At 66.6% G+C, this 21,761-nt stretch carries 18 protein-coding genes and 1 pseudogene; 8 read left to right on the top strand and 11 right to left on the bottom strand.

Annotated features, from left to right (window positions below):
* Positions 1-41 precede the first annotated feature (41 nt).
* A complete protein-coding gene (locus tag VMT40_RS06615) occupies positions 42-1,973 on the bottom strand; it encodes a CocE/NonD family hydrolase (protein ID WP_326357024.1) in 1,932 nt (643 codons plus the stop codon).
* Between the two features lie 219 nt (positions 1,974-2,192).
* Between VMT40_RS06615 and VMT40_RS06620 the strand changes: the two genes are divergently transcribed.
* Positions 2,193-3,209: an alpha/beta hydrolase gene (locus tag VMT40_RS06620; RefSeq protein WP_326357025.1), complete on the top strand. Its 1,017-nt coding sequence runs from the start codon at positions 2,193-2,195 to the stop codon at positions 3,207-3,209.
* A gap of 63 nt (positions 3,210-3,272) precedes the next feature.
* Complete coding sequence (locus tag VMT40_RS06625; RefSeq protein WP_326357026.1) at positions 3,273-3,647, top strand: hypothetical protein; 375 nt, start codon at positions 3,273-3,275, stop codon at positions 3,645-3,647.
* A gap of 1 nt (position 3,648) precedes the next feature.
* On the opposite strand, the gene VMT40_RS06630 is transcribed toward VMT40_RS06625, so the two are convergent.
* The 6 genes from VMT40_RS06630 to rpsF form a co-directional block, all read right to left on the bottom strand.
* Positions 3,649-5,004, bottom strand: a complete 1,356-nt coding sequence (locus VMT40_RS06630; RefSeq protein WP_326357027.1) for an LAGLIDADG family homing endonuclease — start codon at positions 5,002-5,004, stop codon at positions 3,649-3,651.
* A gap of 107 nt (positions 5,005-5,111) precedes the next feature.
* Positions 5,112-7,541, bottom strand: coding sequence for a replicative DNA helicase (locus VMT40_RS06635; RefSeq protein WP_326357028.1), 2,430 nt, complete (start codon positions 7,539-7,541; stop codon positions 5,112-5,114).
* Between the two features lie 617 nt (positions 7,542-8,158).
* Positions 8,159-8,614, bottom strand: a complete 456-nt coding sequence (gene rplI, locus VMT40_RS06640) for a 50S ribosomal protein L9 (protein ID WP_326312842.1) — start codon at positions 8,612-8,614, stop codon at positions 8,159-8,161.
* A gap of 17 nt (positions 8,615-8,631) precedes the next feature.
* A complete protein-coding gene (gene rpsR, locus VMT40_RS06645) occupies positions 8,632-8,901 on the bottom strand; it encodes a 30S ribosomal protein S18 (RefSeq protein WP_040814320.1) in 270 nt (89 codons plus the stop codon).
* A gap of 62 nt (positions 8,902-8,963) precedes the next feature.
* Positions 8,964-9,512, bottom strand: coding sequence for a single-stranded DNA-binding protein (locus VMT40_RS06650; RefSeq protein WP_326357029.1), 549 nt, complete (start codon positions 9,510-9,512; stop codon positions 8,964-8,966).
* A 116-nt stretch (positions 9,513-9,628) separates the two neighbouring features.
* The gene (gene rpsF, locus VMT40_RS06655) at positions 9,629-9,919 is read right to left on the bottom strand and encodes a 30S ribosomal protein S6 (protein WP_326312844.1); all 291 of its coding nucleotides are present in this window, start codon (positions 9,917-9,919) and stop codon (positions 9,629-9,631) included.
* 231 nt (positions 9,920-10,150) lie between these two features.
* Between rpsF and VMT40_RS06660 the strand changes: the two genes are divergently transcribed.
* A complete protein-coding gene (locus VMT40_RS06660) occupies positions 10,151-11,506 on the top strand; it encodes a glycosyltransferase family 87 protein (RefSeq protein ID WP_326357030.1) in 1,356 nt (451 codons plus the stop codon).
* Here the strand turns inward: VMT40_RS06660 and VMT40_RS06665 are convergent.
* Complete coding sequence (locus VMT40_RS06665; protein ID WP_326357031.1) at positions 11,408-11,968, bottom strand: CGNR zinc finger domain-containing protein; 561 nt, start codon at positions 11,966-11,968, stop codon at positions 11,408-11,410. The genes VMT40_RS06660 and VMT40_RS06665 overlap by 99 nt on opposite strands.
* A 133-nt stretch (positions 11,969-12,101) precedes the next feature.
* Between VMT40_RS06665 and VMT40_RS06670 the strand changes: the two are divergent.
* Positions 12,102-12,884, top strand: a pseudogene (locus VMT40_RS06670) (DMT family transporter); the annotation flags it as partial.
* Between the two features lie 26 nt (positions 12,885-12,910).
* On the opposite strand, the gene VMT40_RS06675 reads toward VMT40_RS06670, so the two are convergent.
* Both VMT40_RS06675 and VMT40_RS06680 read right to left on the bottom strand, forming a co-directional pair.
* A complete protein-coding gene (locus tag VMT40_RS06675; protein WP_326357032.1) occupies positions 12,911-14,026 on the bottom strand; it encodes a DUF475 domain-containing protein in 1,116 nt (371 codons plus the stop codon).
* Positions 14,027-14,131: 105 nt separating this feature from the next.
* Positions 14,132-14,707 carry a TerD family protein gene (locus tag VMT40_RS06680; RefSeq protein WP_326357033.1) on the bottom strand — a complete coding sequence of 192 codons (576 nt, stop codon included), beginning with the start codon at positions 14,705-14,707 and terminating at the stop codon, positions 14,132-14,134.
* Between the two features lie 214 nt (positions 14,708-14,921).
* Between VMT40_RS06680 and VMT40_RS06685 the strand changes: the two genes are divergently transcribed.
* From VMT40_RS06685 to VMT40_RS06700, 4 genes are all read left to right on the top strand, one after another.
* Positions 14,922-16,121: a hypothetical protein gene (locus VMT40_RS06685; protein WP_326357034.1), complete on the top strand. Its 1,200-nt coding sequence runs from the start codon at positions 14,922-14,924 to the stop codon at positions 16,119-16,121.
* A 94-nt stretch (positions 16,122-16,215) separates the two neighbouring features.
* Complete coding sequence (locus VMT40_RS06690; RefSeq protein ID WP_326357222.1) at positions 16,216-17,373, top strand: HpcH/HpaI aldolase/citrate lyase family protein; 1,158 nt, start codon at positions 16,216-16,218, stop codon at positions 17,371-17,373.
* Between the two features lie 152 nt (positions 17,374-17,525).
* Positions 17,526-20,123 carry a phosphoribosyltransferase gene (locus tag VMT40_RS06695; protein WP_442789927.1) on the top strand — a complete coding sequence of 866 codons (2,598 nt, stop codon included), beginning with the start codon at positions 17,526-17,528 and terminating at the stop codon, positions 20,121-20,123.
* Between the two features lie 14 nt (positions 20,124-20,137).
* Positions 20,138-20,938, top strand: a complete 801-nt coding sequence (locus VMT40_RS06700) for an HAD family hydrolase (RefSeq protein WP_442789928.1) — start codon at positions 20,138-20,140, stop codon at positions 20,936-20,938.
* On the opposite strand, the gene VMT40_RS06705 is transcribed toward VMT40_RS06700, so the two are convergent.
* Positions 20,939-21,694 carry an isocitrate lyase/PEP mutase family protein gene (locus tag VMT40_RS06705; RefSeq protein ID WP_326357036.1) on the bottom strand — a complete coding sequence of 252 codons (756 nt, stop codon included), beginning with the start codon at positions 21,692-21,694 and terminating at the stop codon, positions 20,939-20,941.
* Positions 21,695-21,761 lie beyond the last annotated feature (67 nt).

The following is a 21,761-nucleotide window of genomic DNA, read 5'->3' on the forward strand; positions in this document are numbered from 1 at the left end:
ACACTAACCCCGGGTGCGGGGGTGCCGGGCCGCGAAGGGTCTCAGTGCTCCAGCGGGAATCGGGTACTGCCCGCGTCGCCCGCCGGAATGATCGGCAACACCAGCGCCGACGGGTGGTCGGCGTCGTGGAAGATGGTCTGGGTCGCGATCTGCGTATTCGTATTCGCACCGAAGGGATCACCGGTGTTCGGATTGGGTGCGAACTGTGGGAAATCGCTGCTCGAGACCTCGACGCGAATCTTGTAGCCCGCCTTGACGAGATAGCTGGTCGGCCAGATGTCGATCGTGTACTTGTAGGGCTGGCCGGGCGTGATGGGCGACGGGTGCTCGAGCGAATCCCGGAACGCCGCCCGGATGATGCCGTTGTTCAGGTTCACCGTCGATCCGTCCGGGGCCACCGCCACCAGTTTCGCGGTGAAGTCGGTGTCGGGCGCGGTCGAGGCGGCCCACAGCGTCAGGCGGGTCGGACCGGTCAGTTCGGTGTCGGAGGCCATCGGGGCGGTGGTGTAGGTCAGCACGTCCGAGCGCTGCTCGACCACGAACTGGTCCACTGGCCCCTGCGGTCCGCTCGACGCGCCGCAACAGGAGTGCCCGCCCGCGCTCGGCACGGGATTGAGCGGGTCGTAGGCGTAGTGGTCCGGCTGCTGGGGATCCTTCGGGGCGTCGGTGGTGAGCTGGCCGACGCGGCCCTGAATTCCGTTGCCGCCACTACCCGACAGGTAGTAGGTGGTCCACTTCGTATTCGGCAGCGGCCAGGCCGACGCGGACTTCCACTTGTTCGCGCCCATCAGGAAGTAGTCCACCACGGGCTTCCCGGAAACCTTGTTGTCCTTGCCCTTCAGGAAGTGGTCGTACCAGGCCAGCATGAGGTCGTTGATCGGACTGTCGCCCGCCTCGCCGGTGGCGGCCAGCATGGGCGTCTCGACATTGCTGCCCGGCCGTCCCCAGCCGACATGATCCCACGGACCCAGCACCAGCCGCTGATTCGACTTGGCCTCGGGCGTACCGCCGTTCGCGACCATTCCGGCGAAGTTCTCCACCCCGCCCGCCAGGAACGCGTCGTACCAGCCCTCGACATTCAGCACGGGGACTTTGACATTCGCGTACCGGTCGCGAATGCTCCACTGCTTCCAGTAGTCGTCGCGGGTGGAGTGGGAGATCCAGTCGTAGAACCACGGCGCGATGGTCGGATCGCCCGGGTGTAGCGGCGGAAACTGCTGGTACGGGCGAAATCCCAGCCACCGGGTGTAGTCCGCGCCGTCGATCTGCAACTGTTTGGCGGTGCCGGTGTCGCCGCGATTGAGCGCGGCGCTGGCCCCGATGGTCTCCATGGCCCACGGCTCTACGAACGCCAGCCGGAACGCGCCGCCCTCGTAATTCCAGCCGTCGTAGTAGTCCGAGGACGTGTTGGCGGGAACGATCGTGGTCAGGTGGGGTGGTGCGCCGACGGCCGCGAGCCATTGTGTCGCACCGACATACGAGGACCCGTACATGCCGACCTTGCCATTCGACCCCGGCAATCCGGCCGCCCATTCCACCGAGTCGTATCCGTCGTTGGTGTCATTGCCGAACTCGGTGAAGGTGCCGCCCGACTGGCCCTGGCCCCGAATGTCCTGGACCACAACCAGATAGCAGTGGGAGGCGAACCAATCCGGTGTCTGGTACCGGTACGGCTGGATCTGCGCCGCCGACTTCCCGTACTGGGTGCGCATGAGGATGACCGGCACCGAGTCGTTCGTCTTCGGTTTGTACACATCGGCCTTCAGCACGACGCCGTCCCGCATGGTGGCGGGGACGTTCTCCTGCTTGTCCACCGCGCAGGACCCGCGACCGCCCGATGGCGGCCAACTGCCCGCGGCCTGCGGTGTCGAGTTGTCTGCGCTGCTCCCGCAGCCCGCCGCGAGCAGCGCGGCCGTGGCCGCCACCGCCCCGGCCCGAATGATACGAACGCGCCCTCTTCCGCTCCGCCTCATCAATCGACCGTAACCCAGTGCGCAAGGTCGGCCCGAGGGAATCCGCACCCGATTCTCGGGGCTTGACCTGGGGCGATGCACTCGCTCAAAAATTCTCGCTAATTTTCAGCAACAGAGTCGGCGAACTGGACGATAGGTACATCGAGCGCGCGTGGCGACGGGAACTGCCCCCGTCGTCACGCCGCTTGTTCGCCCGCTCGAGCGAGAGGACCTACGTCGATGAGATCGATTCGAAGTGTTTTTGCCTTGATCGTGGCCTTGGTCGCACCACTGCTGGTCGCCGTATCCGGCGGCGGCGCAACGGCATCGGCGGCCTTCGATCCCGCCGCGTTCGACTTCTGGGTCGACTCCCCGACCATGGGACCCATCAAGACCCGCATCCTGCGCGCGGCCGACGGCAATACCGACCGGGTCGTCTACGCCCTGGACGGCATGCGCGCCCGCGAGGACCTCAGCGGCTGGGAAATCGAGACCAACGTGGCCGAGGCCATGGCCGCGGCCAATATCAATGTGGTCATGCCCGTCGGCGGCCAGTCCAGTTGGTACGCCGACTGGAACGCACCCAGCTCATTCCTCGGCATTCCGCCCGGCACCGGCTCCTCCAACACCGGCTCCGGCGCCACCGACATCCTCGGCGGCGGCCCGGGCAAGAGCTACCGCTACACCTGGGAAACCTTCCTCACCAACGACCTACGCTGGGCGCTGCGAGACCGCCTGGGCTTCAACCCGAATCGCAATGGCGTCTTCGGATTGTCCACGGGCGGTTCGGCGGCCCTCACCCTCGCCGCCTACCACCCCGACCAGTTCAGCTTCGCGGGCGCGTTCTCCGGCTACCTCAACAACTCCGCACCCGGCATGCGCGAGGCCATTCGCCTGGGCATGATCGACGCGGGCGGCTACAACGTCGACTCCATGGCCCCGCCCTGGGGCCCCCAATGGCTGCACATGGACCCCTTCGTCTTCGCCCCCAACCTCGTAGCCAACAACACCCGCCTCTACATCTCCGCCGCCAGCGGCCGCCCCACCGCCCAGGACGGCCCCTCCATGGGCACCGTCAACGGCATGGCCCTGGAAGCCCTGGCCCTCGCCAACACCCGAGCCTTCCAAGTCCGCATGGCCACCCTAGGCGCCACCAACGTCACCTACTCCTTCCCGGACTACGGCATCCACGCCTGGAACACCTGGCAAGACGAGGCCTACCGCATGCTCCCCGACCTCTCCGCCAACATCGGCTGAAGACGCGCTGATCCTCCGCGCGGCAGGTGCCGTCGGCGGTGCGAAAGGTGTTCGATTCTCGGTATGACCGAAGACGGCCTATACCAAGACAAACGCCTCACCGCCGACGCCCACGGCCTCACCGTGCGCGCCTACTACTTCCCCACCGCCACCCCGAAACACATCCCCTACGAATCGATCCGCGCGATCCACCGCTACCCCATGACCACCTGGTCCGGCCGAGGCCGCCTCTGGGGCACCTCCGACCCCCGCCTCTGGTTCCCCCTAGACCCCTCCCGCCCCCGCAAAACCCTCGCCTTCGTCCTAGACCTAGGCCGCCGAATCCACCCCGTCCTAACCCCCGACAACCCCACCACCTTCGAATCCACCCTCCACACCCACAACCTCCCCATCACCCACCACGAATCCGCCCACGACCTCAGACGAGAACTCAGCTGACCTACACACCGGCGGAAACCACGACACCGTCCGCCACGAGATTTCCAGTGCCACATACGGTTGCCGAGAACACCTCCTGAACACCCAGGTGAGTGATCTCGGTGATCCGATCCCAGAAGACCTCACTGGTGCAGAGCAGCGCCAGATCTGGAGCGTCCAGGATACGGGCCGCTCGAGCCAAACGGTCACGGCTCGGGGAGTGCTTCCACATGGTGGATCCGCAGAACTGGCTTCCCATCTCGGATTGAAACTGACGATGAGTCATTCCGCGTTTTGAGAGGAGTGCTCGAACCTTGTCCCAGATCTCCTTCGGGACGGTGTCGACATTCGTATTTCGATTCATCAGCTCCAGCTTGGCCAGTGCGGCCTCTCCTGCCACACCGCGGAGGCCGTGCGCGCCGATATTGGTCAGGAAGGTGCACTGGTTCTCCGCGCCATCGACTGTGAGGTGCCAGCAGTCGCGGTAACCGGCCTTTTGAACTCGTTTGATTCGTCCGTGGATCTCGAGGCGGAGCAGTAGATTCGCGACATCGTTGATGAGCCGCAGACTGGTGGAGGCATAGTAGATGCGAGCTTGACGTCCGCGCTCATCCCAACGAATCGAGCCGTCAGTGGCCCACAGATGCCGCAGGAAAATCGCGACGTCTTCAGTCGGCAGCGCGAAAACAGATGCGGGGATGAACTTCTCGTAGCTACGGAGTCCGAAGAGACCAAGCTCGTCAAGCCAGGCTGCGATGGGATTACGTCTTCCGTGGGTAAGGCGATACGGCGCGGGCAGGCGCAGGGTGGTGACCCTGGCTGCCGCGTATTCGTCACGGACTGCAGTGATTCCGAAGTGAGCGGCCGCGGCCGTCACTGCTGCGAGGTTCTCCTCATCGATGCTCGCGTATCGAATCGGCTGGCGTTTGACGCAAGAACCGTCGCCGATCATGTGTGCCAACAGGATTACCTCGGGCGAGGGCATTTCTACGACCTGAACAGGCGCTGGTATCCGTCGGGGAACAGCAATGCGGTCATCGACCGCGAGAGCCGCCAGTTGTCTCCATCCTTCGATGGTGAGCGGGCGTGATTCCGGGACGAGTTCGACCGAACGGCCGGATGCGAGTCGAATTGCCGTGATTTCCCGACTGCCGCAGGGCAGTACGGATTCCAACAGCTGCGGAACGAAGCGCAAACGGTCGTCCAATGACCATACGACGCCCCGTCCATCGCAGGACAGCAACTCTTTCAGAGTCATCGCTGCCCCGCTGTCGGCACGAAAGACTCGGGCCGACTCGGTAAGAACTCCTGGTTCCCGGAGTCCAAAGGGGTTGGTGCGCTTGCCGATCTGCCCATCTGAAGCGTGATTCGCATGCACAGCCCAGACTGTAGATCGAATCTATGTTCGACACGCAGAAATCTGACGGTTTGATCGTTTATCTGCGTGTCGTTGTCGTTGTCGGTAAGCGGATGGCGGGGAGTCGTTCAGCCTCGTGCCATATCGACGAACCGGCTCAAATGGAGTTGGTGGGCGACGGTAATCGTTGCGGTGGGGCCGTTTCGGTGTTTGCCGAGGATGAGGTCGGCTTCGCCGCCGCGTGGATCGTCGCGTTCGAAGGCGTCCGGACGATGGAGGAGGATGACCATGTCGGCATCCTGCTCGAGGCTGTTGTGAACCGAAATGCCTTGGGCCACAAAGTTATGCGTTTCCGCGACGGTTCCATCGTAGACGTCCTGCTCACCCAGGCTGGTAATTTCGACGATACGGTCCCAGCGGACATCGTTGGTCGCGTACATATCGATTCCGGCCTCGTCCAGGACCGCGGCGACACGAGCCAGGCGGGATCGCGTCGGTGAGTGCTTCCCACGCGTGGAGCCGCAGAAGCGCGAGTCGATGGCGGAGCGAATATCTCGGGGGGCGATCTCGTCGGCCGAGAGAAGAGTCCGGACCTTGCTCGCAACCAGGTCGGGAACCGCGTCGGCCTGGACCGTGCGTGCGGCAGGCGCAGGCTCGGACGGAGCATGGCCGTCGAATCCCTGTGCCCCTACCGCTTTCAGGAAGGTCGCCTGGTTGTCCGCGCTGGCGACCTGGATGCGCCACTGAGCGTGACCGGAGGAGGCCTGGGCGAGCTTGATGACGCTGTGCACGCCCAACCGCAGGAGAAGTTGTGCGATGTCGTCGATCAGACGTCGACTTGTCGAGGTGTAGTCGATACGGCCATGGTTGTGCGCATCGTCCCAGCGAATCGATCCGCTTGTCGCCCACAATTGCTTCAGAAAGTCCGCTACCTGATCATTCGGGAGCGAGAAGACACGATCCGCAATCGGCTCGTCACTGTTCGCCGCAGCGTGTGCCAGCCCGACGACGTCGTCGTGAGGCAGTCTCTCGACACCCGAGGGCTCGCGAACGACGCGCGGAACCGCGAGCTGGTCGCCAATGTTCAGCTTCTCCAAGGGGATCCACCCATCCAGCGTCAGGAAGGGGTGATTGCCGGTTGCCTCGACCTGGCGTCCCGAGGCCAGACGGAGCCGGAAGACCTCCTTGCGACCGCTCGGGAAGACTTTCACCATCGGCCGAGCGACCATGCGCATCCGCTCGTCGAGCGACCACACCAGCGGCTGCTCACCGCTGTGTAGCAGCTCGCCGAGGGTGACTTCACTGCCGGTGTCGGCCCGGAGAATTCGCGTGGACGCGGGCAGGCAGCCCGACTCACGGAGGTCGGAGACCATGGGGCGCTTGTCGGTTCGCTGCTCGGGGCCACGGTTCAGCTGCGAGATGGCGATAACCGGAACTTCGAGTTCCTTGGCCAGCAGTTTCAGGCTTCGGGAGAACTCCGAAACTTCCTGCTGACGTGATTCGACCTTCTTGCCCGATGTCATCAGCTGGAGGTAGTCGACGACCACGAGTCGCAAGTCGTGTCGCTGCTTCAGCCGCCGGGCCTTCGCCCGAATCTCCATCATGGTGAGGTTCGGTGAATCGTCCACGAAAAGAGGCGCTTCACTGATCTCACTCATCCGCCGCGCCAGCTTCGTCCAGTCATCATCACTCATACGCCCCGACCGCATATCGCCCAGCTTGATCTTCGCCTCTGCGGATAGCAGACGCATGACGATTTCGGTGCGACTCATTTCGAGCGAGAAGATGACGCTGGCCAATCCGTGTTTGATCGAGCAGCTTCGCATGAAATCCATACCAAGCGTGCTCTTGCCTACGCCGGGTCGGGCCGCGACGATGATCATTTGGCCTGGGTGGAGGCCGTTGGTGATTTCGTCTAGTTCGGTGAAACCGGTTGGTACGCCTAGGGAGATGCCGCCTCGGCTGGCGATGGAGTCGAGTTCGTCCATCGTGGGCTGGAGGATGTCGGTGAGGGGGGCGAAGTCTTCGGAGGAGCGGCGTTCGGTGACGTCGTAGAGTTCGGCCTGGGCTCGGTCCACGACCTCGGCTACGTCTTGGCCGTCGGCGCCCGCGTAGCCGTATTGGACGATGCGGGTTCCGGCCTCCACCAGGCGGCGCAGGATCGCCTTCTCGGCAACGATTTCGGCGTAGTAGCCCGCGTTGGCGGCGGTGGGGACGGTTTGGGTCAGGGTGACCAGGTAGGGGGCGCCGCCGATGCGCTTGAGTTCGCCGCGGCGGTCGAGGGTGGCGGCGACGGTGACCGGGTCGGCTGGCTCGCCGCGGCCGTAGAGGTCGAGGATGGCGTCGTAGACGGCCGCGTGGGCGGGACGGTAAAAGTCGCCGGGGCGGATGACCTCGACCACGTCGGCGATGGCGTCCTTGGACAGCAGCATGCCGCCGAGGACGGACTGTTCGGCGGCCATGTCGTGGGGTGGCTGGCGGCCGAAATCCTCGCCGGGGGCATCGGGATAATCGGCGGGTCCGTGATCCTCGTGGCCGCGATCGTCGACGACTGCCATCGGCTCGACCGTCCTCTCTCCTCGCGCCCGCAACGACGTGCATGACCGTTGTACGCCTGCGCACCGACATGTTCGGGCCGCCACGCGGAGCCGACGCGCCGACATGCGAAGGCGCCGTGGCAAACCGGTGGTGGGAGCGCTGGGAACACGGAGTCGTGCCGTCCCCGGGCTGTGGTCACGACATCGAATGCGAACCTAGGCGACCGGGCGGGCGGCCGCCAAACCGAGCTGTGTACACACCTGTGGATAACGTGGGTATTGTTCACCAACCGTTGTGCACCCCCTGTGGAGAACTTGGGGACAACGGTTGATCCAGTGCCTCGATGCACTGGTAGTGGCCGAATTCTCATTGTGAGTAACTGTGGATCAATTCGATCCGGCGTGTCGCCGGTCGGTAACGTCCGGGCGTGTTGGGTAAACGGACGGTCTCGCACCTGTGACCTGCCACACAACGAGAATGGTTGGTTTGCTGAGCAATCCAAACCCCGGGCGAACGCCGCGGGTCATGCCTGCCGAACCCTCGCGCGCACGGCGACCAGCAACCCACAGCCACCCTCCGGCAAACAAAGAAAATCGGAGGCCACCCCCACAGGGAAGGTGGCCTCCGACGAACCGAATTACTCGGCGGCGGTGACCTGCAGGTCGACCTTGGCGATCACATCCGGGTGCAGGTGCACCACGACACCGTGCTTACCGGTGCTCTTGATGTGGGCCTTCGGCAGCTCGATGCTGCGCTTGTCGACGACCGGGCCACCGGCGGCCTTGATGGCCGAGGCGACATCGGCGGCGGTGACCGAACCGAAGAGCTTGCCGGTGCCCGCGGTCTTGACCGCGAGGGACACGCCGGACAGACCCTCGAGGGCCTGCTTCAGCTCGTTGGCGTGGTCCAGGTCGCGCACGCGGCGGGCGTCCTGCGCCCGGCGAATGCCCTCGACCTGCTTCTGCGCGCCACGGGTGGCCACGATGGCCAGCCCGCGCGGGAGCAGGAAGTTACGGCCGTAGCCGTCCTTGACCTCCACGGTGTCGCCGGGCGCACCGAGGTTGTCGACATCAGCGGTGAGGATCAACTTCATTGCTGTGCCTTCCTTTCTCAGCGAGCGGTGGACACGTAAGGCAGCAGGGCCACCTCACGCGAGTTCTTCACGGCGACAGCGATATCGCGCTGGTGCTGGACGCAGTTGCCGGTCACCCGGCGCGCACGGATCTTGCCGCGGTCGGACACGTACTTGCGCAGCAGCGCGGTGTCCTTGTAGTCGATCTTCGCGCCAGCAGTGTTGTTCTTCTTGCCAGCCTTGTCTTCCTTGCAGAAGGTGCAAGCCTTCTTCTTCAGCACCTTTTCGCGTGCCGGTGCTTTGGCCATGGTCTTTCAACTCCGTAATTTTGGGAATCACCCGTCGGGCGGATTCCGGGGAAAGCCGTTGTCTAGAACGGCGGTTCGTCGTCCATTGGGCCGCCCACGAAGGAGCCGGCCGCGGGGGCACTGCCCCACGGGTCGTCGCCGGCGCTCTGGCCGCCACGACCCCCACCACTGCCACCACCGGAGAAGCCGCCTTGCTGGCCGCCGCCCTGTCCGCCACCGCCGAAGCCGCCGCCACCACCGCCACGGGTGGTCTTGTTGACCTTCGCGGTCGCGTACCGCAGCGAGGGACCCACCTCGTCGACCTCGAGTTCGACGACCGTGCGCTTCTCACCCTCGCGGGTTTCGTAGGAGCGCTGCTTGAGTCGTCCGCTCACGATCACTCGCGAGCCACGGGTCAGGCTCTCGGCGACATTCTCCGCAGCTTCACGCCAGATGTTGCAGCGCAGAAAAAGCGCTTCGCCGTCTTTCCATTCATTGGTATTACGGTCGAACACGCGGGGAGTCGACGCGACCGTGAAGTTCGCGACGGCCGCTCCCGCGGGCGTGAATCGAAGCTCGGGGTCAGCCGTCAGATTGCCGATGACGGTGATGACCGTGTCGCCTTGGGCCATGGTTCCTCCTGCTTTCCGGTGCAGTCCGCAACGCGCTCCATGCATGAGCACGGTTTGCCAGTCAGCCTAGAGATAGGGACCGACGCTTTACGAGCGACGTTGCGGGAGGACTGGACTTACTTCTTGTCGGTACGCAGCACCTTGGTGCGCAGGACCGACTCGTTCAGGCCCAGCTGGCGATCGAGTTCACTCACGGTCTCGGACTTGGCGGTCAGGGTGACGACCGCATAGATGCCCTCGGCCTGCTTGTTGATCTCGTAGGCGAGACGGCGGCGGCCCCAGATGTCGACGTTGTCGACCTTGCCGCCCTCGGCACCGATGACACCGAGCATGGTGTTCAGATTCGGGCCGACGGTGCGCTCGTCCAGGCTCGGATCGAGAATGACCATCACTTCATAATGACGCACGGACCTCATCACCTCCTGTGGACTGTGAACGGCCCACGGACTGTCCGTGGGCAGGAGGGTTCGTTGCGTCAGCAACCCGACAAGGCTACATGAGGCCGCGTGAGCTGCGAAATCGGGTCGGTTCCGAGTTGAACGAGCGGACACGCCGAAGGTCGGCCTAGGGTGGGGCGCATGTCGAACCGACCCGTCGTCCGCGAAATGGTTTCTCGCCGTCGCGATTCGGGTCGATCCATGATCGCGATCACGTCGACGCTCGTGTGCGGCATCACATTGTGGATCGCCTATATGAACAAGGCGCGGTGCGCGGGCGGGACCTTCGAGGAGTCGGGCCGCAGTGCGATCTTCGACGTGATCAAGGATTCGCACGTCTGCTATTCCGATATTCAATACCTGTGGCTGGGCCGCGGGATCAATGAACACGTCTTTCCCTATATAACCGGCGGCATCACCCCGGACGGCCAGTTGACCGGCGGCGCGGTGGAGTACCCGGTGCTGAGTGGGCTGCTCATGTGGATCGGCGGGATCGGTTCGCACAACGACGCGGACTTCCTGTTCCACTCGGCCCTGCTGCTGGCCCCGTTCGCGCTGCTCACCGCCTATCTGCTGGCTCGCATGGCGGGTCCGGCGGCGCTGCTGTGGGCGGCCGGGCCGCCGCTGATCCTCTACGCCTTCCACAATTGGGAACTGCCGGTGGTCGCGACCGCGGTCGCGGCGTTCTATGTGATGACGGTCCTGACCCGGTATTCGCTGCGGGATCGGGCGATCGCCGCGGCGGTATTCCTGGCCATCGGCTTCTGTTTCAAGCTGTATCCGGGAATCTTTCTGCCGCCGTTGCTGATCTACGTGCTGGTCGGTGAACACCCCTTGCGCGAGAAGCGATTCGATGTGCGCGGCGCGCTCATGGTGGCGGCCACCGCCATCGGCACGGTGGTGGCGATCAATCTGCCCTTCGCCCTCGCGGGGTACGACGGGTGGCGGGCGTCGATCACCTTCCAGCAGTTGCGGCAGGCCGATATCACCACCAATTCCATTTGGTATTGGGGTCTGGGCCCGCTGTTCGCCAATACCCGCAGTGGCTACGACACGTTCCAAGACATGGTGTCGGTGGCCTCGCCGACGCTGATCGTGGCGTCCTTCGCGCTGGCGTGCTGGCTGGGGTGGAAGAAGTATCAGCTGTCGGGGATCTATCCGTGGATCGGCGTCAGCGGGGCCATGCTGTGTGGATTCCTGTTGTTCCACAAGGTGCATTCGCCGCAGTACACGCTGTGGCTGATCCCGTTCCTGGTGCTGCTGGAAGTGCCGTGGGGCCTGATCGTCGCCTACCTCATGGCCGACGCCTGCGTCGGCATCGGCGTCTTCCGCTACTTCTATGCCCTGGGCGCGGGCCGCAATGCCGACTTCGAGCAGAACATCGTGCAGATCGGCGTGTGGGGGCGGGCCGCGCTGCTGGCCATCTTCTTCCTGTTGTTCATCGGCGCTCGGGCGCGGTCACACGGTCGCCTGGGTGTTCCGGGCGCGGTAGGCCTTGATCTTGGCTCGGTTTCCGCAGACCGCCATATCGCACCACCGGCGCGAACCGCCGCGTGAGGTGTCGAGGTAGAGGCGCGAGCATTCGCTGCGCCCGCATTCCTTGATGCGTTCCCGGTCCGGGCCGCCGAGCAGTTCGAGGGCCGAGCGGGCGATCGCCGCCAGTGCGGAATCGATTGTCCCGGTACGGGTTACGGTGCCGTCCGGGCGCAGGGTGAGGTCGGGTACCCGATCGGCGGCGTGCCGGTTCACCAGTGCGGCGTCGGCCGCGGCCGGGCCTTCGCCGTGTAGCTCGGCCTGCATGATGCGCCAGGCCGCCTCGCGCAGCGCCTTGGCGCGGTCGAGCGCCCCGGTGCAGTCGGGCGCGGTGTCGAGCACGCCCGCCGCGACCGCCCACTCGCCCAGATCCGCTTCGGTGGCGAGCCGCTCGATGTAGGTCGAGCGCCGTTCCTGCGCGGTGCCGATGAAGTTCAGGGCCAGGTTGCCGCTGACGAACAGGTGCGGATCGCCGGAGATGGACATGCCTCCAATAGTAACCCCCTTGACAGGTTACGCAAGGAGCTGCCACGGTAGTAACTACCTAAAGCGGTTACCGGCAGGAGGAATCATGGACAACCGGCTTCTCGAAGTGGCGGGTCCCCCGGCGCTCATCGTCATGTGGAGCAGCGCCTTCATCGCCGGAATCATCGGCGTCGGCGCGGCGCCGCCCATGCTGGTGCTGTTCGCCCGCTTCGGCATCGCCGCCCTGCTGCTGGTCGCGTATGCCCTTGTGGCACGGGCGGTCTGGCCCCGCGGCCGGGTCCTGGCCCACACCCTGGTGGCCGGATTCCTCATGCAGATGGTGCAGTTCGGCGGCTTCTACTCGGCCATGCACGAGCACGTCACCGCCGCGGTCATCTCACTGGTGCAGGGCCTGAGCCCGATCGTGATCGCGCTCTTCGCAAGCGGCATGGGCGAATCCGTCAGCCGTCGGCAGTGGCTGGGCTTCGGCGTGGGCGGGGTCGGCGTCGGCCTCGCGGTGCTCGATCAGTCCCACTTCTCACTGCCGGGACTGCTGCTGTGCGTGCTCGGTCTGCTCGGTCTGAGCCTGGGCACCGTCTACCAGAAGCGCTTCACCCCGGCCGTCGATCCGCGCGCGGGCACCGCCCTGCACCTGGTGATCAGCGCACCCTTCGCGGGGGTGCTGGCCGCGCTGACCGGCAGCTTCCACATCGCCGATCCGGCCCGCTTCGGCGGTTCCCTGGTCTGGATGGTGCTGATCAACTCCATCGGCGCGTTCCTGCTGCTGAACACCATGATGCTGCGCTGGGACACCAGCCGGGTCAGCCGCTTCTTCTTCGTCATCCCGGCGGTCACCGCGGTCATGGCCTGGCTGTTCATCGATCAGCCGTTGCGCCCGTTGACCATTGCGGGCCTGGGCGTGGGCCTGATCGGCACGGTGCTGGCGTCCCGCCGCGACGCGGCTCAGCCGACGCTGCTGGACCGCTCCAGGTTCACGTCGTCATCGTCGCCGGTCTCCTCGGCCTCGCGCCGATTGCGAATGACGCTGGTGACGAAGGCCGCGCCGATGAACGCCACGCCGACCAAACCGCTGACCACCTCGTTGACGTGAACGCCGATGGTGACGAGCAGGATGACCGCCAGCGCGCCGATGGCCCAGAACGCGCCGTGCTCGAGGTAGACGTACTCCGAGAGCGTGCCCTTGCGCACCAGGTACACCGTGATGGACCGAACGAACATGGCGCCGATCAGGCCCAGGCCCAAGGCGATCAGGATGGGGTCGGAGGTAATGGCGAACGCGCCGATGACCCCGTCGAAGGAGAACGAGGCGTCGAGCACCTCCAGGTACAGGAACAGGAAGAACGCCGCCTTGCCGGTCGCCTTCACAATCCCCGACGGCCCGGCCGCCGCCTCCTCGGCGTGCTCCTCGGCATGGAACAGCGAGCCGAGTCCGTCGACCACGATGTAGGTCATCACGCCGAGAATGCCCGCCAGCAGCACGGTGCCGCGATCATCGTCGGCGGCAATGAATTCCGCCGCCAGCACGATGCCGCCGAGGGTGAGCACCACCGCCAGCATGTCCAGCTTGCCCAGCCGCTGCAGCGGCCGCTCCAGCCAGCCCAGCCAGGTGACCTCGTGCTCCTCGAGAATGAAGTTGAAGAACAGCAGCAGCAGGAACGCGCCGCCGAAGGCCGCGATCTGCGGATGCGCGTCGGTGAGCAGCTTCTCGTAGGAGGGGCTGCCGTCGGGGAAGGTGAGCGCGCCGTCGGCGGGCGGGTTCATGGCCAGGTCGAAGGCGCGGATCGGGCTGAGACCGGCCGTGATCCACACGATGGCCAGCGGAAACACCAGGCGCATACCGAAAACGGCGATGACGACGCCGACGGTGAGGAAGATGCGCTGCCAGAACTCGCTCATCCGCTGCAGGATGCTGGCATTGATGACGGCGTTGTCGAAGGACAGCGACACCTCGAGGACGCCGAGGATGGCGCACAGCACCAGCGCCGTGGGGCCGCCGTACACCAGCGCCGCGATCAGCGCCAAGACGGTGACGACGATGGAGAGGCCGAAAATTCGCACCGCGGTGGGCCTTTCATGAGTGGCGGGTGGGGTGACGGTGGCGGGGGTGAACAGACGAAGAGGGCTCGTGCGACCGAGCCCTCTTCGCGCCGCTAGTTATTCGATTCAGACATTGACGCCGAAGTCGCGGGCGATGCCCGCGAGACCGGAGGCGTAACCCTGGCCGATGGCGCGGAACTTCCACTCACCATTGTTGCGGTAGAGCTCGCCGAACACCATGGCGGTTTCGGTGGAGGCGTCCTCGGTGAGGTCGTAGCGGGCCAGCTCGGCGCCATTGGCGCGGTCCACCACGCGAATGTAGGCATTGCGCACCTGGCCGAAGCTCTGGCCGCGCGAGTCGGCGTCGTAGATCGAGACCGGGAAGAAGATGGATTCGATGGTCGGCGGGGTGTTGGCCAGGTCGATATTGATGACCTCGTCGTCGCCCTCGCCCTCACCGGTGAGGTTGTCGCCGGTGTGCACGATGGTGCCCTCCGGGGACTGCAGGTTGTTGAAGAACACGAAGTGCTTGTCCGACAGCGCCTTCTTGTCGCCGCCGGTGGCGATGGCGCTGGCGTCCAGGTCGAAGTCGGTGCCGGTGGTGGTGCGGACGTCCCAGCCGAGGCCGACGGCCACCTGGGTCAGGTTCGGAGCCTGCTTGGTCAGTGAAACGTTTCCGCCCTTGGACAAACTGACACCCATGGTGGGAATCCTTCCGTTGTAAAGCGTTTGGTGCGTTTCTTGCTCAACGGCGTGTTCCACGTATCGGTTCCGCCGTCTCGACAGTAATGGTTTCCCCAAGTCTTGGGTAGGGAAGGTTCAAGGAGCCTTGCGATTACACCCTGTCACAGGACAGCGTCACACACTGCATCGCGTCGGTCGCCGGGTTCGTCAACGTTCTCCTACCATCGGGGGCGTGGCAGGCCGTCGACGCGGATGGTTCCGGACAACACGGAACACGGAATGGGTGCAGCAGGCCCGGCAGGTCCTGACGACCGCCTTCCTGGATATGGATCAGCGGCAGAGCATTGCCGAGGCCGCCGTCGCCGCATCCGCGGCGCTGTTCCCCGAGCGCGGCATGGCCGCGCGCTGGGATCCGGTGCGCGCCCGCTGCTATGGCGCCTCCGGGGCCTACCTGGCCCTGAATGATCGCCTGGACCAGGCCGAACGCGAGGGCGGCACGATTCCGCAGCCCGAAATCGACGGCGTAATCCGGGGTTTGGCCGACGCCGCGCGCGGGGTGGACGAGTTCTATCGCGGCAATCAGGCGCACCTCGAGCACGCGGTCGCGGTGTACGGCTCGGTGCCGCAACTCGCCGCGCAGGCGCGGGCGCAGGCCCAGCAAGCACGGCAGGCCGTCGAGTCCTCGCCCTACGCCGGGTATCCCTCGATCCGGCAATGCGCGGCCGCCGTGGATGAGGCACTGCTCACACTCGAGGCCGCGGCGGCCGGGGGTGCCGGGGGCGCGATGCGCGAGGCCGCGACCCGGCTCGAGACCGTCACCCGCGAGCTGTCCAGTGCCCTGGAAGCCGCTCCCGGAAAACAGCATTCGGCCACCACCGCCCTGGCCTCCGCGGCCACCCGGCTCGAGGCCGCCCGCAACCGGTTGGACCGGGTGCCCCCGGCCATGTCCGCGCTGCTGCGCGAATTCGCGGCTGCGTCCTCGAACGATTTGGCCAACAATGAGCGTCAAGCCCGGGAGGCCATCGCGGCCGCCGACGCGGAATTGTCGCGCGCCCGGGCGGCCCTGGCCGCCAACGACCCGGAGGACGCGCTCGACCTGACCACCACCGCCCGCGCCCACCTCGCCACCGCCGAGGAGCGCGCCGAGGCCGTCACCGATCGGCTCGCCCTGCTGCGGCAGGTGCGCGAGCAGCCCGCCGAGCGCGCCAAGGCCGTCCGCTTCAAACTGCGTGACGCCCAGATGCTGGCCGTCAACAAAGGCGTGGTCCCGCAATGGGGATCGGTGCTCGACGCCCAAGCCGAACGCCTGGACCGGGCCGCCGCGGGCCTGACCGGACGCCACCCCGACTACTGGGCGTACGTGTCCGAACTCGACGCCATCTCCGCGTTCGTCGCCGGGGTGGTCGAGCGCATGCGAAATACCGACAGATAGACCGAAAGTCAGCAGGAGGACGGCCGCACCGATGACCGCCACGATCACCGGCGAACCCGGCCTCGCCACCGTCTCCCTGCGGAAACGCTTCCCGCTGCGGCATTTCCGGCAGGTGCCCGGCCCCGAGCTGCGGCGGCTGTTCCATCGACTGCCGCAGGCCTTCGGCGGCTCCCGGGATCGGGAACTGCTGGCCATGGCGCTGGGCGCGACGCTGTACGTGCCCGCCACCCGACCCGACCTCACCGCGACCATCACGCGGCGGGCCGAGGGCGGGGTGTGCTCGATGGTCATCGACCTCGAGGACGCGGTGGCCGACCATGCCGTCGAGGCCGGAAAGTGGCAGGCCGTCCGCACTCTCGACGAACTGGCCGACGGCGATGAGGCGCATCCGCTGCTGTTCGTGCGGGTGCGCGATCCCGACAGCGTCGGTGAGATCGCCGCCCGGCTCGGACCGGGGGTGGGCGCGCTCACCGGATTCGTGCTGCCCAAATTCGACACCTCCTGCGCGGCCGACTACCTGCACGCCGTGGCCGCCGCCTCGGAACGCCTCGGCCGCACCGTGTTCGGCATGCCGGTGCTGGAATCGCCGTCGCTGGTCCACCGCGAGACCCGCGATCGCGAGCTGCACCGCATCGGCGAGCTGCTCGCCGCCCATCGCGAACGGGTCCTGGCCGTGCGCATCGGGGCCACCGATATGTGCTCCACCTTCGGGATTCGCCGCGACCGCGACCTCACCATCTACGACGTGCGCGTGGTCTCGGACGTGATCGCCGACATCGTCAACTATCTGGGCCGCGCCGACGGCACCGGCTTCACCATCACCGGACCGGTGTGGGAGTACTTCGCCGACCACGCCCGCATGTTCCGGCCGCTGCTGCGCACCTCACCGTTCGCCGAGATCGACGCCGTGCCGTTCCGGCAGTCGCTGGTCAGCCGGGACCTGGACGGGCTGCTGCGCGAGATAACCCTGGACCGCGCCAATGGGATTCAGGGCAAGACCGTCATCCACCCCTCCCATGTGGCGGTGGTGCACGCGCTGTCGGTGGTGACCCACGAGGAGTACTCCGACGCGCTCGACATTCTGCGCGCCGACTCCGGTGGCGTCGCCGCCTCCGAATACCGCAACAAAATGAACGAAATGCGCCCCCACCGCAGCTGGGCCCACCAGATCACCCTGCGCGCCCGGGTATTCGGCGTCGCCAACCAAGGAGTCTCCTTCGTGGACCTGCTCAAGGCCCTGGTCGAATCATGACCGCCGACCCCGACCTATCCGCGCATACCCGGGGACTCCCCGGTACCACCCACGGAAATCCCCAGACCACACACGGACTTCCCCGGGCTACGGGCAAAATTCCGTGGGCCACACGCGAACTGGGACTTGCCCTTCGCCACGTCGATTCCTCGATTCGCGAACCCGATTGGCGCATAGAGGATCTCGTCGAACCGGGCTTGCGCCGCAACACCCGCCGCGCCCACCTGCTGGTCTCCACGGTCCTCGGCAAACACCTCCCCACCGACCCCCACCGCGTCCTCGACGCGGGCAACCGCCTCGGCGACCTGGTCTCGGAGATCCTCGCCGCGCACCCCGCCGGTGGCATACGGGCGTGCACCCGCGAGGGTGCGGAAGGGGTTGCGCCACAGTCGATTCGTCCCGCGTTCGGCGCGGGAAGACCGGTCACCGCTCGATCCAGCGGCGAGGACGTCGGGCCGAGGCCGAGGCGGTCCGGCGGCCACGCCGTGGTGCTGGGCTTCGCGGAGACCGCGACGGGCCTGGGCCACACCGTCGCGGCCAGGATCGGCGCGCGCCGCTATCTGCACTCCACCCGCCGTGACGTACCGACCGCGCAAACCCTCACCGGATTCGAGGAGGGCCATTCCCACGCCACCTCGCACCTGTTGCAGCCGATGCCCGCGTCGGTGTTCCGCAACGATCTCCCCATGGTGCTGGTAGACGATGAGATATCCACCGGTGCCACAGCTCTGGATGCCATTCGAGCGCTGCACGCGCACACCCCGCGCAGGCACTACATCCTGGCCTCCCTGGTGGACATGCGCACCGAACAGGATCGTCAGACCTTCGAAGCCTTCGCCTGCGACCTCGGCATCCGCATCGATACCGTCAGCCTGGCCAACGGTCGCACGGTGCTCCCGGCCGACCTGACCGAGACGGTCATGGCCACCCTGCCGGAGCCCGAGCTGAACCCGGTCGCCGACCGGCGCGGTAGCTACACCCGCATCGAATTGCCCTGGCCGCGTGAGGTTCCCGAAGGCGGTCGCCATGGCTTCCTGGACACGGACACCCCGGCCTTCGAGGCGGCACTCGAGCGGGCGGTGGTGACGCTGCGCGGCGCGCTGGTTCCCCAACGCCCGATATCTCCCCAGCGCCCGGTGATCGTCCTCGCGCACGAGGAACTCATGTATCTGCCGCTGCGCATCGCGGCGGCCCTGGCGGATCGGGACATTCCTACCCGCTACCAGACCACCACCCGATCCCCCGCCTATGTACTCGACGAGGCCGGATACCCGCTGCGGCGCGGATTCCGTTTCACCGCACCCGAACTCGGTGAGGACGCGCCGCGTTTCCTGTACAACGCGCAGTGGCCGGAGCTCGCTCGGGCGGCACGGCCGAACCCGCCCGCCGGTGACGGCGCCGCCGTCGATGAGTCGTGTGTGGGAGAGAGCGCGGGCGATCCGATCCTGCTCGTGATCGCGGATCGACCCGCAGACACCGAAAGGCTCACCGCGACAGGCGGTCTCATCGATGTGCTGACCGCGTCCGGGGCGGACGTCGTGCTGGCCGTGCTGGACGGCGCGGACCCTCGGGTCCTGGCGCAGACCCGCCGGAGCGCGGGCTCTCCGCCGAACCGGCTCGGCGACGAATCGCCAACCGTCCTGCCGGAGCCGTTGCGTGGGCCCGAGTTCGGGTCGTATGCGCGGAATGAGGTGGCCTGGCTGTTGACCGATCTGTCGGGGGTGGCGCTGGAGGCCGAGGTGGCGGAGCGGGAGCGGCGGATTCAGGCGGGGGTGGCGCATTACGCGGAGTCGTTGCCGGTGGAGTATCAGCCGGATGACGCCTATCGGGAGTTGTTCGAGAAGGTGTTGGCGGAGAGTGCCGAGCGGCTGGCGCTGGCGGTGGCGACGGTGTCGGAGTTGGTGGTCGCCGAACGGGGCGGGGATATCGTGTTGGCGTCGCTGGCGCGGGCGGGGACGCCGGTCGGGGTGCTCATGCGGCGGTGGCTGGCCGGGCGCGGTCTCGAGGTGCCGCACTATGCGGTCTCGATCGTGCGGGATCGGGGGATCGATGCGGTGGCGCTGGATTATCTTGCGCGGCACCATGATCCCGCTCGGGTCGTGTTCGTGGACGGATGGACCGGCAAGGGTGCGATCACCCGGGAGCTTGCCGCGGCGCTGTCGGCGTACGAGGCCGCGGGCGGAGCGCGGTTCGATCCGGAACTCGCGGTGCTCGCCGACCCGGGCGGCTGTGTGCGCACCTTCGGCACCCGCGACGACTTCCTCATCGCGTCGGCCTGTCTGAATTCGACGGTGTCCGGCCTGATTTCGCGCACCGTCCTCAATGACCGGCTGATCGGGCCGGGACAGTTCCACGGCGGCAAGTTCTATCGCGAGCTCGCGGCCGAGGATGTGTCCAACCGTCTGCTCGATGCCGTCAGCGACCGCTTCGACCGGGTGCGCCCGCTGGTGGACGACCAGGTCCGAACCCTGCTGGCCGCCGACCGCACGCCGACCTGGGCGGGCTGGGCGTCGGTGGAGCGGGTGCGCGCCGAATACGGCATCGCCAGCGTGAATTTCGTGAAACCCGGTGTGGGCGAGACGACCCGGGTGCTGCTGCGGCGCGTGCCCTGGCGGGTGCTGGTGCGCGACCCGGAGGCGGGCGAACACGCCCACATTCGGCTGCTGGCCGCGGCACGCGGAGTACCGGTCGAGGTGGTTCCGGATTTGGCGTATGCCTGTATGGGCTTGATCAAGGATGTGAAGGGGTAGCGGTGCGCGGTGTGATGGTGGCGACGGATCTGGACAAGACCGTGATCTACACGCGGTCGTCCTTCGGGCATCCGGAGCCGGAAACGGTGTGCGTGGAACACCATGAGGGGCAACCGCTCTCGTACATGACGGTGACGGCGGCGAAGCGCTTCACCGCGCTCGCGTCGGCGGTGGCGCTGGTCCCGGCCACCACCCGCACCATCGAGCAGTTCCACCGCGTCCGGCTGCCGGGCGGGCCGTGGCCCTACGCCGTCACCAGCAATGGCGGCACCATCCTGCGCAATGGCCTGCCGGATCGGCGCTGGCGCTCCGCGCTGGAGGCCCAGGTGCGCGCCGAGTGCGCCACCCTGGTCGAGGTGCGCGCGGAATTGCGTGCGCGCGTGGACGAATCGTGGGTGCTGCGCCTGCGCGAGGCCGACGACCTGTTCGTGTATCTCGTCGTCGACCCCGCCAAGGTGCCCGACGGCTTCCTCGCCGACTGGGAGGCCTGGTGCCGCCCGCGCGGCTGGTCGGTATCCCAGCAGGGCCGCAAGATCTACACCATGCCCGTTCCGGTGTGCAAAAGCCGTGCGGTGCAGGAGGTTCGACGCCGCATGCTGGAGGCGGGCGAGCTGCACCCCGACGCCCGGCTGCTGGCCGCGGGCGACGGGGCGCTCGACGCCGAACTCCTGCGCGTCGCCGATGCCGCCATCCGCCCGCGCCACGGCGAACTGGAGGAACGGAACTGGACCCATCCGGGCGTGTCCGTCACCGCGGCATCGGGCATCCACGCCGCGGACGAGATCCTCGACTACTTCCTCGGCGTCCGGGCCTGATCAGCGCCAGCCCGCCAGCAGGCGATTCGTCTGCTCGGTCAGGGCGCGCTGCAGGAACGGGCCGAAACTGACTCGCGCCACACCGAGTTCGGCGAAGTAGGCGGGCGACCCCTGATCCGGAATGCCGATGGCGTTCACGGGCAACGGCAGCTGCGAGGTCAGCGTGCGCTGCACCTCGGGCTCGTGGCGGCCGACCGGGTACAGCACGTCCGCACCGGCCTCGGCGGCCAGGCGCAGCCGAGTGAGCGCGCTCTCGAGCCGCTCCTGCGGTGTACCGGTGTCCTGGCGCAGGAAGACATCGGTGCGCGCGTTCACGACCACGTGCACTCCGGTGGCATCCGCGGCGGCGCGCAGCTCGCCGACCAGATCGGCGTGCTCCTGCGGTGTGCGCAGCCGCCCGCCCTCACTGTGCACGGAATCCTCGATATTGAAGCCGACCGCACCTGCCTCGAGCAGGCCCTCGATAATGCGGGACGGCTTCTCCGCGTACCCGGACTCCAGGTCCACCGAAACCGGAATGTCCACGGCCGCCGTGATTTCCCGGACGCGGCCCAGCACCTCGGCGAAGGTCATGCCCTCCTGGTCGGCCTTGCCCATGGAGTCGGCGAGCGGGTGGCTGCCGATGGTGAGGGCCGCGAAACCGGCGTCCCGCACCAACTTCGCGGACCAGGCGTCCCAGACCGTCGGCAGGATCACCGGATTGCCGGGCTGGTGGAGGGTCAGGAAGGTGTGGGCTTTCTCAGCGAGGCTGGTCATACGCTCGATCTTGCCCCGGGCAGTGTTGAGCGGGGAAGGATTTCGCCGCGTATATATCTCACGCGGC

This window comes from Nocardia sp. CDC160 (assembly GCF_035818795.1).
Taxonomy (GTDB): Bacteria; Actinomycetota; Actinomycetes; order Mycobacteriales; family Mycobacteriaceae; genus Nocardia.